The sequence below is a fragment of the Nocardioides sp. NPDC057767 genome (assembly GCF_042798275.1).
Taxonomy (GTDB): Bacteria; Actinomycetota; Actinomycetes; order Propionibacteriales; family Nocardioidaceae; genus Nocardioides.
Genome location: NZ_JBHVKJ010000013.1, coordinates 59,725 through 73,693, shown reverse-complemented (window position 1 = coordinate 73,693; position 13,969 = coordinate 59,725). Strand labels below are relative to the sequence as shown.

The window sequence follows — 13,969 nt, the reverse complement described above, 5'->3', positions numbered from 1 at the left end:
GATATCGATGACTCGTTAGGTTCACCCCTTCCCCGGTATCCTCGCCTGTTATGGACCGAGCCCCCCGCCGTCGCGCTGACAAGAGCAAGCGTGGCCGTCGTGCAGCCGGTCGCAGCGAGCCCACACCCGCATATGTCGAGCCGACCTCGAGCGAGGCGCTGGCGTATGACCAGTGGGCGGAGGACGACTGGTCGGGCTACCACGACACCGGCCAGCCCTTCGACGGCCAGAGCAACAGCCAGGACTGGAACCAGACCGGTTGGGCCGACGAGACGTGGTACGACGACCGCCAGCCGCCGCCGGAGCCGCCGCCCACCCCGGGCGGTGGCCGCCGGATCGCCGGGCGCGCCGAGTCGCAGCAGCCTGACGAGCCGACTGGCTACACGGGCAAGCGCGCCCGCCTGACCTCACCGGAGCCCCCGGCTCCCGTCAGCGGTGGCTACGGCGCAGGCGGGTTCACCGGTGCCTATCCGGACGCGCCGGTCCGGCCCGCGCCCACGCCGGAGCCCGCGCTGAGCGGTCCGACCGCGCCGCCCCCGAGCGCCAGGCAAGCGCCTGCCTACTCCACGACGGGCACCTACACGGTCATGCCCGGCCTGGTGCAGACACCACCGCAGACACCGGCCCACATCCAGCAGCCGGCTCACCAGCCGGACCGCTACCAGCCGGACTCCTACGACTCTTACCAGACCGACTCCTACCAGTCGGGCCACCTCGAGCCGGTCTACGAGCCGTCGGTGCCCTACGAGGCGGAGTCCTCCGGCCGTCCCGGTCCCGCCGCCAAGGTGACCTCGTTCCTCGCCCAGCCGCGGGTGCCCGGTGCCGGCGCGGCCCGCGCGGGGCTGGGGATCATCGAGAGCCTGACCGCCGGCACGGTCCGGGCGATCTGGCTGGTCGCACTCGCCGTCGGTCTGCTCGGCCTCGCGGTCAGCGCCTTCGACCTGGGTTCGCGGATCTTCGGAGGCCTCGGCGCCGTTGTCGTCGGCACCGCCTTCACCTTCGCGCTGGCCCACCGCACCGGTGGTCGGCCGCTGATCTTCGGCTCCCTGGCGGCAGTTTCCGGTCTCGTCGTGGTGCTCGTGGACAACGAGGCGCTGCGTACGGGTGCGGCGGTCCTGGTCGCGTCGGTGGCCGCGGTCCTCGCCGTGATGGGCACCGTCCCCGCGCGTCGCTTCCCGAAGTCGATCCGGGAGGCGTTCATCGCTGTCGGTATCGCCGCGCTCGGAAGCTTCGCCGCGCTCGGGTTCGAGCCGGTCGTGATGGTCTCCCGATTCGAGTACGCCACGCTTGCCTGCTCGCTCGCGATCGCCTTCTTCGCGGTCTACCGCCTCGGCGCCGGCCTGCACGGACTCGGCCGACGGGGCGCGATCGTCGTCGGCATCGGCGGTCTGATGCTCGCGCTCACCCTGATCTACGCCGAGATGCTGCGCCGCTACGGGAGCACCGGCCTGATGGACTCGGTCGACGAGATGCAGCGCTGGTGCCGCATCCACATCGGTGGTTACCCGCACCCGATCCAGGCGTTCTTCGGCGTCCCGGCGCTGGTCTGGGGCACCCACATGCGCTCCCGGCGCCGCCAGGGCTGGTGGGTCTCCCTTTTCGGTGTCGCGCTCACCGCACCGGTCGCCAGCACGTTCCTCAACCCCGATGTCGGCCTCGCTGAGGCTGCCCTCTCGGTCGTCTACAGCATCCTCATCGGCCTGGTGATCGCGTTCGTGATCATCCGCATCGACCTGGCGCTCACCGGTTCCACGGCCGCCGGGGGTGGCCGCAGGGCGGCGCGTGAGGCCGATGAGGCCAGCGCCGTACGCCCCGAGCCGGGCCGCACCCACGCGCTGCTCTGACGCCCCGTTCTGACTAGGGATACCGTCGGGTAACCCGTACGTTCTGGGGTTATGAGCCGCAGAACCCCTACGACGATCGCTGCCGAGATGGTCGCCAATGTCATGAGCGTCGGAGTGCAGCCCGGAGACAAGGTCGCCGTCGGGGACACCGTCATGCTTCTGGAATCCATGAAGATGGAGATCCCGGTCCTCGCCGAGGCGCCTGGCACCGTGGTGGCGGTCAAGGTGGCCAGCGGGGACGTCGTCCAGGAGGGTGACGTTCTCGTCGAGTTGAGCGCCTGAGCCTCAGGCGCACTACACTCGGCGACGTGCCTTCGGGCACATGGAGGGATGCCGGAGTGGCCGATCGGAACCGCCTTGAAAGCGGTCGTAGGGAGACCTACCGCGGGTTCGAATCCCGCTCCCTCTGCCAGAGTCAGACCTCTTGCAGGTGCCGATCCACGTCGATCATCAACCGGCGCAGCTCGAGGAGCAGATCCTCGAGATCCGTGCGGTCGAGCACGTCGTCGGCGAGGACCGCGAGCCGGCTCAGCAGCGTGCCGCGGTCACGCAGCGCGCCGACGTCGTTGAGGGCGTGCCACTCCTGACCGTTGTCGAGGATCAGCAGCGCCTCACGTACGCCGGCCAGGCGCTGGCGCACCGACCAGCGCCAGAGGCCGACGTTGGCCCCGGGACGGGGAGCGGCGATTGCGGTATCCAGGGCCCGAAGAGCATCCGACATATTGGGAAGCACACCTGTCATGAGCAGATTGTGACCTAGGTCACGTAAAGGAGCAAGCCGATGCGGCTACGGCCGCCCGTGTCGGTCACAATGGAGAGCGTGTCATCCGCAGAGCTCACCTACTACCGTCTCGCTCCCGCCCTGCAGGCCCGCCTCCTCGGCGCCGCGGTGGTCGGCCTGGCGCTCCTGGTCTTCGCCGGCACGGCCGTCGTGATCGCGACTCGGATCGACTTCGCGTGGATCTTCGTCCCGCTGGTCGTCGGCGTCGTCGCGGTGGTCGGGTTCGGCTGGTGGCTTCGGAACAAGGCGTACGTCCTGCGCGCCAGCGCCCAGGGCTACAAGATCGCGTTCGTGCGGGGTGCCGGCGTGCGCGAGGCCCGCTGGGCCGACATCCAAGAGGCCGTGACCACCATGCCCGCCGGCACGCCGTGCCTTGAGCTGCGGCTCAAGAAGGGCGGCGCGACCACGATCCCGGTCTCCATCCTCAGCATCGACCGAGAGCAGTTCGTACGCGACCTGCAGGCCCATCTGAAGGCCACCATCAAGCCGCTCGACCAGGCGACCGGGACCACTGACGCACCCTGATTGGTCCCAGACGCGCTGGTCTTGTAGCCTGTTCGCGCAGTATGGAGGCGTCGCCTAGTCCGGTCTATGGCGCTCGACTGCTAATCGAGTTTGGGGCTTAAACCCCATCGAGGGTTCAAATCCCTCCGCCTCCGCCAGTTTCACTGAGTTTGACCCCCGATTCGTTGGGGGTCAAACGTGTTCTGACCTGCAGTTTTGTGCGTTGCAGAGGTTCGTACAGCGGAACGAAGGTTGTTCTTGCTCTGCGGCTGGCACCATAATTCGATGCGTAGGCCTCTCGGCGACAACGGCGGCCTCGAGACCACGAAGGGAAAACTATGAAGCTCGTACGCTCTGCGGCGGCTCTTGCGCTGGCCTCCGCCGCGACGGTCGTCGTCAGCATGTTCGCTACGGCCCCGGCTCAGGCCGACACCAGCTGGATCACCAAGGCTGACACCAGCTGGGTCGCTGGGAAGGCCGACACCAGCTGGTGATGTGCGGCACCCGATGCCGGTGATCAATTTTCACATGTTCACCGGCATCAGTCGCGCGGTGGAGGCGTAGCGTTGCCCAACCTGTCGGTCTCGGCATCGCTGCGGCCGATCTCGTAGCCCAGCTGGAACCGGGTGTCCGCGCCGAACTCGTCCTTGAGGTCGGAGACATAGCCGGCATACGTTCGTGGGCTCACGCCAAGGCGCTTCGATGCAGCAGGGTCGGAATGCCCTTCGATCAGCATCCGCAGGGTCATCGACCGCTGCTCGCCGGCCACTTCTTTCATCGTCGAGGTGTCCGCTGCGGAGAAGGGACGGGCTCGTTCCCACGATCGCTCATAGACGTCGACCAAATAGGCCACGATCGCAGGCTCCCGCACTGCTATGGCCGTGTCGATCCCGTCGGGTCCCGGGATGATCGCAACCCGCCGGTCGAAGATGAGGATCTTGTTGAAGAACTCGTCGAGTGTTCGGACCTCGCCTCCCGCCTGTGAGACCGCGACGACGTAGTCCCGGGTCGCGGAATGGCGACGCGCCGCGTGCTGGTAGAGCGTCCGCATCTTCACGCCGCGCCTGAGGAGCGCGGCGTCTTTGCGGGCGGTTTCCGCGAGCACGCTGGGATCACGCGTTGCCTGTGGCTGTGCGGTGAGCGCCTCGAATTCGCATTCCGCAACCAGAGAATCGATGTAGGGCTGGATCTGTGGCCGGTGGAGATTGGTGATCCCACCGCCACGTTGATCGGCCGGAGTCGAGCGGCGCCACGCGCTGTGGAGGGCGGTGAAGTCGTTGGCCCACTCAGCCGACTCCTGGAGGAGCCTGATCCCCTCCTGGGTCATGGGCGTGACGACCTGGGCCTGCACGGTCGCGGGATCGACGGTCAACCAGGTGTCCGGCGCCTCGTCGGGATGGCGGACGAGCCCCAGCTCCTCGAGCGCTGCCAAAGCGCCTGCGTACTCCCCGTTCTCGCTGACCCGTGGGTCCGATACCGGGATGCCGCCCTGATTCGCGATGAGTTCGAAGAGCTCGATGCCCTTGGCCTCGAGCAGTGCACGCGTCCTGGGCGCGCGTCCCTCGTCGGTCACGTTCTTCTCCTCGCCGGACGGCGTGGGTTGACGCTTGCTCACGCTCCACCTCCCCGATGCTGTGGCTAGCGCCAGATCCTCTCACACGTGGCGATTTCTGGTCACGGACCATCTTCCGCTAATCTTCTACACGTTGCTTCGGTAACACTGCGCCTGTAGCTCAACGGATAGAGCATCTGACTACGGATCAGAAGGTTTGGGGTTCGAATCCCTACAGGCGCGCAGCACACGAAGAGGCCCCTGACCAGGCGATAAGCCCGGTGAGGGGCCTTCTTCATATCCGCAAGGAGCCCCGAGATAAGGGCGCTTGCTTTCACATTTGCTTTCAGCAGCACGTCAGCGGCCCTCTGCTGAGTCGTCGTCGGTGTCGTCCTCGGGGCTGCTTTCAGGAGCGTCGTCGCCGTCGTCTAGGAGCCGGGCGAACCGGTCAGCGACCTCGGCGGCTTGCTGGGGGATGACGTGGGCGTAGACCCGGAGCGTGACCGAGGGGTCAGCGTGCCCGAGGCGAGCGGCCACCACGTGCACCGGAACCCCAGCCTTGAGAAGCAGGGTCGCGTGAACGTGGCGGAGGTCGTGGAAGCGAGCCGAGGGGAGAACGGGACCACGCTCGTCCTCGGGCTTGGCGTTGTTCGCTTCGTTGTACGCATCGACGGCCTGAACCAGACGCGCGTAGACCGAGGTCGGGTAGATCGGCTTGCCGAGCCCGTTGACGAAGACCAGGCCCGTGTCCTCCCAGGCCTCACCGGCAACCGCCTGGTCCTTCATCTGCTGCTTACGGTGAGCCTTGAGTGCGGCAAGGGTCACGTCGTCGAGCGATACCCGCCGTTCACGCCCGCTCTTCGTGGAGCCCTCCAAGCGCTGGTTCTCGACCATGCCAGCCGAGGCACGGATGCGCATCGACTTGTCGGCGTAGTCGAGGTCAGCCCACTTGAGAGCGAGCAGCTCACCCCGGCGAGCACCCGAGTAGGCCGCGAGACGGTAGAGCGCGAACCACTTGTGATTCTCGACCAGGCCGAGGAAGACGCGGAGTTGAGCAGCGTCCCACACGTCGTGCACCTGCTTCGGCTTGGCCTTCGGTCGCTTGGCCCGAATGGCGGGGTTGCTCGGAAGCAGACCCTCGACGTGGACCGCATCGTTGAGCGCCTTCCGCAGTGTGGCGTGTACGAAGTCGACGGTCCGACGAGAGAGCGCACGGCCGTTCTTGCCGCCGTGGTCGAGCAGGTCGACGTACAACTTTGTCAGCGTCATCGGCCGGACGGACTGCAACCGCATGTGCCCGATGTTCGGGATTACGTACATTTCGATCATCTGGCGGTAGCCGGACAGCGTGGCGGGCGAGCCGTTGACGGACGCAGACCCTGCGGGTTTCGGTCAGGTCTACCTGGCGACAAACGAAGCCGGTGAAGACGCCGTGGCGAAGTTCATCAAGGTTGTGCCGGGTGCCGACCGGGAGCTCCTGATAGCGGACCGCCTGACCGCTGACGGTCGACCCAACATCGTGCCGATGCTGGACTACGGTCGCGTCGGCGACGATTGGGTCGTCGTCATGCCTAGGGCCGAGAGGTCGCTCGCACGCCACCTCGCCGAAAATGGTGGTTCCCTGGAGTTGGAGGAAGCGGTCGCCGTTCTAGGAGACATCGCGACTGCGCTCGCAAGCCTCGACGGTGACATCGTTCATCGAGACCTCAAGCCACCAAACATCTTGCGGTACAACGGCAGTTGGTGCCTGACAGACTTCGGCATATCCCGCTACGCAGAGGCAACGACTGCGCCCGAGACATACAAGTTCAGATTGACCCCGGCCTATGGCGCCCCGGAACAGTGGACCGGTGAACGTGCCGTGGCGGCCACGGACATGTACGCGTTCGGAATCATCGCCTTCGAGGTGATTGAGGGAAGGCTGCCATTCGAAGGTCCCGAGTTGCCCGACTTTCGGGAGCAGCACCTCCACAGTCCGGTTCCCACGATCTCCGGGGGACTTCCCGACTCCGTGCTCTGATCGAAGAGTGCATGCTGAAAGCGCCGCAAGCGCGGCCGAGTGCGAGCAACGCTCTCCAGCGTCTCGGCAAGGTGCTCGGTGAACCCCAATCGCCGGGTGCAAGCAGATTGGCTGAAGCGAACAGAGCCGAGCAGGCACGAAGGCATGCCGAAGACCTTGCTAAGACTGCCTCTGCGGCGGAGGCGAAACGCCGCGAGGACCTCTATGAGGCTGCCGTCTCCTCGTTCTCCTCCTTCTGGGCGCCGATGCGTCAAGCCATTGTCGATGACGCTCCACTTGCGACGGTGGACGTTCGAAGTGAGATGGCGTTCATCGCCAAGCTCAAGAATGCTCAGATTGGGATGAGCATGCCGCTACAAGAGGCGCCGTGGACCGAGGGTCCATTCGATGTGATCGCTTCTGCTGTGATCTCCGTTGTTCAGGGACTTGGGAGGGGCTCGCGGGCAGGCCGATCCCATTCGTTGTGGTACTGCGACGCGCAGGAACGCGGCAGTTATCAGTGGTTCGAGACTGCATTCATGGCATCCGCATTCGGGCAGCAGCCGAAGGTGGTGCCGTTCTCCCTGGACCCCGCCGAGGCTGGTGTCGCCTTCAGCAATGTGATCGGGACCGTGCAGCTGGCATGGCCACTCGAGCAGCTCGACCGCGACGACCCCGATGCGTTCATCGATCGTTGGATCGGATGGTTCGCAGACGCTGCTAATGGCGAGTGGCAACAGCCCAGCCTGCTCCCGGAGCGACCCGTGAAACGCTCGTGGCGCGACTCGAACCGAGGAAGCTGAATCGATAGGACGTCGACGAGCTGGTCCGTGTGCGGCCTGGACACGTGAGAACTTTCTCTACTGACTCAAGGCGGCCTTCGGCCGCGAGCGCGGCCTCCGGGGGCGTGCGGCCTGGCGGCCGGTCCCCCTACGTGCCGCGCAAATGAAGAAGAGCGCCCAGTCCGTAGACCAAGCGCTCACTCTCCAGCCGGACAAGCTGCCCGACCCGATCAGCCGTTACCGCAACCTCGACCCCGCCGAGCCACTACCGTTCCGCCATGGACGCACTCCTGCTCATCGTCGGCGGCATCGCCGCGACCGCCGCTGTGATCATCGCCGTCGTGGCCCTTGTCGTGTACCTCGTCAGGCAACGACCGATGTAGCGCGGATTCAGCCATGGCACCGACCGGGTTCTTTCGCCGTTGACGAGGGCGGGGGCAGCCGTAGCGGCGCACGCTCTCCAGCCCTCGACGAGTGGATCAGGCGCAGGCCTTCGTACGTCAGGGGCAAGCCCCCGAACCCCCGCCAAGGGGGCCGGGTGCCGGAATGAGTGACGCTCCGCCCCCGCGATACGGACTCCCAGCATGAAGGGGATGTTGCTTTCAGTTCTGCTTTCAGGAGCGCCGGACGGATATGGACGAGGGTGGAAGATCCGGGGTAGCCGAGCCCGAGCGTGGAACGTACGCCCATGGACGCCCCGGGGGTATCTACGGATCAGAAGGTTTGGGGTTCGAATCCCTACAGGCGCGCAGAACATGGAACCGCCTCTGAATCAGTCGCGATGCTGATTCAGAGGCGGTTCGGCATTTGTGCAGATATCCCCGCTCCCCGCCAGGCCGGCCCAGGTCCGAAGTGTCAGGCCGGCCAGGTCAGCGGGTCGAGGAGGAGATAGAAGTGCTGTCGCTCCGCGTCGAGGTCGGCTCCATAGAGCGCGGCGAACTCGTCATCAGCCCGGCGGGCGGTGGGCTCGTCGGGCCACGTCTCGCGGGCGGTGGCCAGCAGGAGGGCGATGTCGGCGTACGGGTCGGCGACGCCGAGGCGGCCGAGGTCGATCAGGCCCGTGACGCGCATCGTGTCGGGGTCGATGAGGATGTTCGGCAAGCAGAGGTCGCCGTGGCAGACGACGTGCTCACTCTCCTCCTGACGCCGGCGCTGCGGCAGGTCGTCCTCGAGCCGGCCGAGGATCTGTGCCGGCGGGACCTGCTGCATGGCCATGGGCAGGAACTCGGTCTGGACCCGGTGCTCGGCCACGGTCGTACGCGCCAGGGGCATCATCGACGCGAGTCCTCCGCCGAAGGGGCAGTCCGCCGCAGGTAGGGCGTGCAGGTCACGTACGGTGGCTGCGATCGCCGGCCAGGCGTGCCGGAGCGCGGCGGCATCGAGCTGATCGGCCGGAACGCCGCGTACGGCATCGGTGATCAAGCATGCGCCGTCATCGGTGGTTCGCCAGTCGAGCACCGAAGCGGTCGGGACGCCCTTCTGGCCGAGCCAGGCGATCCGGTCCCGCTCCGCAGCCAGGTCACCCCTGTCCGCGACAGGAACGAGCTTCGCGAAGCGCCCACGGCCACGATCGTGAAGCACGACGGCGCCGGACTCGCCGGTCGTGACCGCCTCCCAGCTCGCGCCGTCGGCGGGCAGCAACCCCGCCCGTACCCAGGAGACGTCGGCCCACATGGCTCCATAATGTCCCGGTGACCCTTCCCCAGACCCTCGGGCGCCTCCGCCAGGTCAAGCCCCTCGGTTCCGGCGGTTTCGCCGAGGTGTGGCTCTACCACGACCCGGACCTCGACTCGCCCGTTGCCGTGAAGGTGCTCAGTGCGCAGTGGACGCAGGCGGCCGACATCCGGGAGCGGTTCCTGCAGGAGGCCCGGTTCCTCCGGTCGGTCGACTCGTCCCACGTCGTCTCCGTCCACGACATCGGCGAGACTCCGGCGGGTGCGCCCTACTTCGTGATGGCGTACGCCGACGCGGGCAGCGTCGCGGAGCTGATCGCCCAGCACCCGCAGGGCATGCCGCCGCAGCTCGTGGCCGATCTGGTGGCACAGGCCGCGGCCGGCCTCGATGCGCTGCACGTGCGCTCGGTCATCCATCGCGACGTGAAGCCGGCCAACATCCTGCTCGCCGGTGGGTCCGACGGCAGGCTGCGTGCGATGGTCGCCGATCTCGGCGTGGCGCGTGCCCTCGACCAGCACACGGAGGTGACCAGGCAGATCGGGACGCCCGCCTACATGGCGCCCGAGCAGTTCGACGAGACGCTGCCGATCGACCATCGTGCCGACGTACGCAGCCTGGGGGCTGTCGCCTGGGCGATGTTCGCGGGCCGCTCGCCGGCGCCGGCGTTGACGGTCGTCTCCCGAGTGCCCGAGCTCGGCTCGGTCGCGCCCGTACCGGCAACGGTGGCGGCGGTGATCATGCGCGCCCTCGAGCCGCGGGCCGAGGACCGCTGGCCGGACGCGGGCAGCTTCGCTGCCGCACTCTCCGCCGCGGCTGAGGGACGGGCGGTCGACGTACCTCCTTCTTCGGAGGCTCGGACCGTGCTTCGGGCGCCGGGCCCGACCCCGCAGCCGACGTTCCCGACCGCGCCGCAGCCGCAGCCGGTGCGCCGCCGACGCAACGTCGCTCTCGCCGCGGCCGCCGTCTGCGCGGCGCTGGTGCTGGGCGGGGCCGCGACCTGGTTCGTGGTGCGCGGTGGCCCGACCGAGGAGCCGGCCGGCGGAGTGGAGAACGGCGAGGGGCAGCCGGTCAGCGGCGCGGAGACCGCGGCCGTACGGTTCGTCGACGCGCTCCAGGCGGGTGACTGCGAGGCCGCGGGTCTCTACATGCCCGACCTCGACGACCCGGCCGCCTGGGACTGCACCGATGACGCCAACGGTGGCGACGGCTTCTACTTCCACATCCTCGAGGACCTGGACGCCGGCGGCGAGAGGCGGGTCGAGGACCTCGGGGACGGGCTCTTCCGGGTGGTCTGGGTCGACCAGGGCTACGTCAACATGCAGCGCCAGGAGGACACCCTGTTCAAGGTGCAGCAGGTCGTCTGCTGCTAGACCCGAGCGAGCGTCCCGGGCAGGCTGAGCAGGACGAAGGCGCCGGCCGCGGTGAGGGTCCGCAGGGTGTGGAAGATCAGCCACGGCCTCTCGAACGCGGCCACGCTGCCGCCGTTCGCCAGGGCGTCGTTCAGTGGCAGGTTCGCTGCGAAGGTGATGACGACGGCGGCGACGGCCAGGCAGGCGGCGGTGACGGAGAGCGGCGTCCGGTGCCAGCCGAGGAGGACCAGGGCCAGCAGCGGGGCACCGAGGAAGAAGGCCAGGAACACCGGGTTGACGATGACCACGTTGAGCCGGTTCATGACCCGTGCATAGACCTCGTCGGGCTGACCGTGCAACGCGGGCATGAACGCGACCAGGAAGGCGATGTAGATGCCGGCGGTGACGCCGTTGAGCAGCCGTGCGCTGGTCAGTACGACCTCGCTCATCGCCGCTCACGCCTGTCGAGACCGTCGATGCTGCGGGCGGCACGGCCCAGGACCGCCTCGACGTCGCCGGTCACGTAGGCGTTGCGTCCGTCGAGAACCTCTTCGAAGAGGTACGCCAGCCCAGCCGCGTCCGCGGCCGGAAGCCCGGCCTCGGTCAGCGTCGCGATGTAGTCCTCGGTCGGCACGGGGCGGTAGGCGACGGTCGGCCCGCCGACGGCGCGCGCAGCCTCCTCGAAGGTGAGCAGCTCCGGCCCGGTGAGCTCCAGCACCCGGCCGGCATATCCGGGGTCGAGGAGGGTCGCGACGGCGACCGCGGCGATGTCGTCGACGTCGACGAACGGCTCGGCGACGGTGTGCTCGACCATGGTGAGCGACCCGGCGGCCAGCTCGTCCGCGAACGCACCCTCGGTGAAGTTCTGCAGGAAGAAGGCCGAGCGAAGGATCGTCCAGTCGGCGCCCGAGGCGATCAGGGCCTTCTCGGCGCGCTCGGCACCCTCCTCTCCGCGACCGGAGAGCAGCACGAGCCTCCGGCAGCCCGCGGCGACCGCTTCGGCGGCGAACGCGCCGATGATCTCGTCCGCGCCCGGCAGGCCGAGGTCGGGCTGGAAGGTCAGGTAGGCCGACTCGCAGCCGGCGACGGCCTCGAACCAGGTGGTCCGGTCGTGCCAGTCGAACCGAGGGGTGGAGTGACGGGTGACGCCGCGTACGTCGTGGTCGAGGGCTTGGAGGCGGTGGACGACACGCTGGCCGGTCTTGCCGGTGGCGCCGGTGATGAGGGTTGTCATGCCTCTAATGTGCTCGGCCTTGAGCGACGATGGAATACGTACGACTCCAGGTAGGATGCGTTATCGTCTCACCATGTCGTCACTGGATCTGCTGCTGGACGGCCCGCGGGCCCAGCGGGCCTTCCTGCTGAAGGCGGTCTTCGCCGGGGAGTGGTCGATCACGGCCGAGGACGAGGCGCCGCTCACAGTCGTCGCGATCGCGCGCGGCGAGGCGGTCTTCACCGGCTGCGAAGGGCCGCAGCAGGTGAGCGCCGGTGACGTGATCGTGTGCCGCGGTCCGGCGAGCTACGTCATCGCCGACTCGGCCGACCGCCCCGCCGACATCCGGATCCTTCCCGGCCAGGTCTGCGTCGACCCGAACGGGGCGCTGCTGGACGAGAAGCTGGCGCTGGGCGTACGCACCTGGGGGAACAGCCGCTCGCCGGACTCGACGGTGATGCTCATCGGGACCTACGAGCGGGAGACGTCGGTGGGCTCGCTGCTGCTGTCCCGGCTGCCGACGAGTGTGGTGCTGCGCGGCTTCGACACGGCCGTTCTGGACCTGCTGTCGATGGAGCTGGCGCGGGACGAGGCCGGCCAGACCGCCGTGCTCGACCGGCTGCTGGACGTACTCCTGGTGAAGGCGGTGCGTGAGGTGCTCTCCGCCTCCCCGGCTCTTCCCGCCGACGAGGCGGTGGCCGCGGTCCTGCGTGCGATGGAGGAGCACCCCGAGCTGCCCTGGACGGTGGCCGGCCTCGGTGAACAGGTCGGTCTGTCCCGCGCCGCCCTGGCCCGGCGCTTCACCGAGCAGGTCGGTGAGCCACCGCTGGCGTACCTGACCCGGTGGCGGCTCGCCCTGGCCGCCGACCTGCTGGTCGGCACCGATCTGACCCTGTCGGCGATCGCCGCGCGGGTCGGCTACGCCAGTCCGTTCGCCCTCAGCGCCGCCTTCAAGCGCCTCCACGGCACCTCGCCGACCTCGTTCCGGAGCCGCCACGCCGCCTGACGCGTCGACCGAGGACCCCGGCTACTCCTCGCGGAGGATCTTCGGCGGTCCTGCGGGAGTGGCCTCGCCGCGCTCCACGGCGGCGGAATGACTGGCGAGAGCGCGTTCGAGAAGCTCCATGAGCGGGGTCTCCTCGCGGGCGATCTGCAGGTACTTCGGGCCGAGGGCGACGATGATGTCGCGCTCGGCGAGGAGGGCGTTGTGGATGCGCTCGCGCTCGGCGGGGTCGGCGGTGTACTCCGAGTCGAGGTAGGCGGCGGCGTGGCGGCGGGCGTTGGCGATGGCGTTCTTCGCGCGGCCGCGCTTGCTGAAGAGAGAGGCCACGACGGTGACGACGAGTACGCCGAGGATGACGCTCAGGGAGAGGCCGGTGCTGATCTCTGCCACGTGCACGGGATCGCCGTCGTTGACGAACGGGACGTTGTTCTCGTGGAGCGCGTGCAGGATCAGCTTCACGCCGATGAAGGCGAGGATCGTAGCCAGGCCGTAGGACAGGAAGATGAGCCGGTCGAGGAGACCGTCGAGCAGGAAGTAGAGCTGACGCAGACCCAGCAGCGAGAACGCGGTTGCGGTGAAGACCAGATAGACGTTCTGGGTGAGCCCGAAGATCGCCGGGATCGAGTCGAGGGCGAACAGGATGTCGGTGCCGCCGATGGCCACCATGACCAGCAGCATCGGTGTCAGGATGCGCTTGCCGTTCTCCACCGTGAAGAGCTTGTCGCCGTCGTAGTGCTCGCTGACGTGGAACAGCCGCCGGGCCAGCCGGACGACGATGTTCTCGCCGTGGGAGTCATCGTCGGGCTTGAGCATGTTGCCGGCCGTCAGCAACAGGATCAGCCCGAACAGGTAGAACACCCAGGCGAAGGTGTTGATCAGCGCAGCGCCCACGAAGATGAACCCCGTGCGCGCGATCAGCGAGAACGTGATCCCGAAGAGCAGCACCTTCTGCTGGTCCTCGCGGGGCACCCGGAAGCTGGTCATGATGATCAGGAAGACGAACAGGTTGTCGACCGAGAGCGCCTTCTCGGTGATGTAGCCGGCGAAGTACTCCCCGCCCATCGCGCCGCCGCCGAAGACCAGCACGCCGATGCCGAACAGCAGCGCGATCGCGACGTAGGCCGACGACCACCCGGCCGCCTCCTTGAGCGTGGGCGTGTGGGCCTTGCGTACGTGGAAGACGTAGTCGAAACCGAGCAGACCGACGATCGCGACGACGGTGACCAGCCACACCCATGTCGGTGCGCCCATGTGACAACCCCCCTGAG

15 protein-coding genes and 3 tRNA genes are annotated in these 13,969 nt (G+C 67.9%); 11 read left to right on the top strand and 7 right to left on the bottom strand.

Annotated features, from left to right (window positions below; genetic code table 11):
• Positions 1-50 precede the first annotated feature (50 nt).
• The 3 genes from ACFVDI_RS09210 (at position 51) to ACFVDI_RS09200 (ending at position 2,256) form a co-directional block, all read left to right on the top strand.
• A complete protein-coding gene (locus ACFVDI_RS09210) occupies positions 51-1,844 on the top strand; it encodes a hypothetical protein (RefSeq protein ID WP_378903263.1) in 1,794 nt (597 codons plus the stop codon).
• A gap of 51 nt (positions 1,845-1,895) precedes the next feature.
• Positions 1,896-2,126 (top strand): biotin/lipoyl-binding carrier protein, encoded by a 231-nt coding sequence (locus ACFVDI_RS09205; RefSeq protein ID WP_355021828.1) that lies wholly within the window; start codon positions 1,896-1,898, stop codon positions 2,124-2,126.
• A 42-nt stretch (positions 2,127-2,168) separates the two neighbouring features.
• Positions 2,169-2,256 (top strand) — tRNA-Ser (locus ACFVDI_RS09200).
• 3 nt (positions 2,257-2,259) lie between these two features.
• Here the strand turns inward: ACFVDI_RS09200 and ACFVDI_RS09195 are convergent.
• The gene (locus ACFVDI_RS09195) at positions 2,260-2,565 is read right to left on the bottom strand and encodes a hypothetical protein (protein WP_378903260.1); all 306 of its coding nucleotides are present in this window, start codon (positions 2,563-2,565) and stop codon (positions 2,260-2,262) included.
• Positions 2,566-2,655: 90 nt separating this feature from the next.
• Here ACFVDI_RS09195 and ACFVDI_RS09190 point away from each other — a divergent pair, with 90 nt between their 5' ends.
• The 3 genes from ACFVDI_RS09190 (at position 2,656) to ACFVDI_RS09180 (ending at position 3,623) form a co-directional block, all read left to right on the top strand.
• On the top strand, positions 2,656-3,150 hold the full coding sequence (locus ACFVDI_RS09190; RefSeq protein ID WP_378903257.1) for a hypothetical protein: 495 nt from the start codon (positions 2,656-2,658) through the stop codon (positions 3,148-3,150).
• 43 nt (positions 3,151-3,193) lie between these two features.
• Positions 3,194-3,287, top strand: a tRNA-Ser gene (locus tag ACFVDI_RS09185).
• Between the two features lie 180 nt (positions 3,288-3,467).
• Entirely contained in the window at positions 3,468-3,623 is a 156-nt protein-coding gene (locus ACFVDI_RS09180) for a hypothetical protein (protein WP_378903254.1), read from the top strand.
• 47 nt (positions 3,624-3,670) lie between these two features.
• On the opposite strand, the gene ACFVDI_RS09175 is transcribed toward ACFVDI_RS09180, so the two are convergent.
• Positions 3,671-4,744 carry a LuxR family transcriptional regulator gene (locus ACFVDI_RS09175; RefSeq protein ID WP_378903252.1) on the bottom strand — a complete coding sequence of 358 codons (1,074 nt, stop codon included), beginning with the start codon at positions 4,742-4,744 and terminating at the stop codon, positions 3,671-3,673.
• A 107-nt stretch (positions 4,745-4,851) separates the two neighbouring features.
• Here ACFVDI_RS09175 and ACFVDI_RS09170 point away from each other — a divergent pair.
• A tRNA-Arg gene (locus ACFVDI_RS09170) sits at positions 4,852-4,924 on the top strand.
• Positions 4,925-5,038: 114 nt separating this feature from the next.
• Here the strand turns inward: ACFVDI_RS09170 and ACFVDI_RS09165 are convergent.
• The gene (locus ACFVDI_RS09165; protein ID WP_378903351.1) at positions 5,039-5,950 is read right to left on the bottom strand and encodes a tyrosine-type recombinase/integrase; all 912 of its coding nucleotides are present in this window, start codon (positions 5,948-5,950) and stop codon (positions 5,039-5,041) included.
• Positions 5,951-6,029: 79 nt separating this feature from the next.
• Between ACFVDI_RS09165 and ACFVDI_RS09160 the strand changes: the two genes are divergently transcribed.
• Together ACFVDI_RS09160 and ACFVDI_RS09155 are read left to right on the top strand one after the other, a co-directional pair.
• Positions 6,030-6,701 carry a serine/threonine-protein kinase gene (locus ACFVDI_RS09160; protein ID WP_378903249.1) on the top strand — a complete coding sequence of 224 codons (672 nt, stop codon included), beginning with the start codon at positions 6,030-6,032 and terminating at the stop codon, positions 6,699-6,701.
• 11 nt (positions 6,702-6,712) lie between these two features.
• Positions 6,713-7,483 carry a hypothetical protein gene (locus ACFVDI_RS09155; protein WP_378903246.1) on the top strand — a complete coding sequence of 257 codons (771 nt, stop codon included), beginning with the start codon at positions 6,713-6,715 and terminating at the stop codon, positions 7,481-7,483.
• A gap of 834 nt (positions 7,484-8,317) precedes the next feature.
• Here the strand turns inward: ACFVDI_RS09155 and ACFVDI_RS09150 are convergent.
• On the bottom strand, positions 8,318-9,136 hold the full coding sequence (locus ACFVDI_RS09150; RefSeq protein ID WP_378903243.1) for an APH(3'') family aminoglycoside O-phosphotransferase: 819 nt from the start codon (positions 9,134-9,136) through the stop codon (positions 8,318-8,320).
• 17 nt (positions 9,137-9,153) lie between these two features.
• Here ACFVDI_RS09150 and ACFVDI_RS09145 point away from each other — a divergent pair, with 17 nt between their 5' ends.
• Entirely contained in the window at positions 9,154-10,506 is a 1,353-nt protein-coding gene (locus tag ACFVDI_RS09145; RefSeq protein ID WP_378903240.1) for a serine/threonine-protein kinase, read from the top strand.
• On the opposite strand, the gene ACFVDI_RS09140 is transcribed toward ACFVDI_RS09145, so the two are convergent.
• Positions 10,503-10,934, bottom strand: a complete 432-nt coding sequence (locus ACFVDI_RS09140) for an anthrone oxygenase family protein (protein WP_378903237.1) — start codon at positions 10,932-10,934, stop codon at positions 10,503-10,505. The genes ACFVDI_RS09145 and ACFVDI_RS09140 overlap by 4 nt on opposite strands.
• Positions 10,931-11,719, bottom strand: coding sequence for an NAD(P)H-binding protein (locus tag ACFVDI_RS09135; protein WP_378903234.1), 789 nt, complete (start codon positions 11,717-11,719; stop codon positions 10,931-10,933). Before ACFVDI_RS09135 ends, ACFVDI_RS09140 begins: the two co-directional genes overlap by 4 nt.
• A gap of 73 nt (positions 11,720-11,792) precedes the next feature.
• On the opposite strand from ACFVDI_RS09135, the gene ACFVDI_RS09130 reads away from it, so the two are divergent.
• Positions 11,793-12,704 carry a cupin domain-containing protein gene (locus ACFVDI_RS09130; RefSeq protein WP_378903231.1) on the top strand — a complete coding sequence of 304 codons (912 nt, stop codon included), beginning with the start codon at positions 11,793-11,795 and terminating at the stop codon, positions 12,702-12,704.
• A gap of 21 nt (positions 12,705-12,725) precedes the next feature.
• Here ACFVDI_RS09130 and ACFVDI_RS09125 read toward each other — a convergent pair whose 3' ends face one another.
• A complete protein-coding gene (locus ACFVDI_RS09125) occupies positions 12,726-13,952 on the bottom strand; it encodes a TerC family protein (RefSeq protein ID WP_378903228.1) in 1,227 nt (408 codons plus the stop codon).
• Positions 13,953-13,969 lie beyond the last annotated feature (17 nt).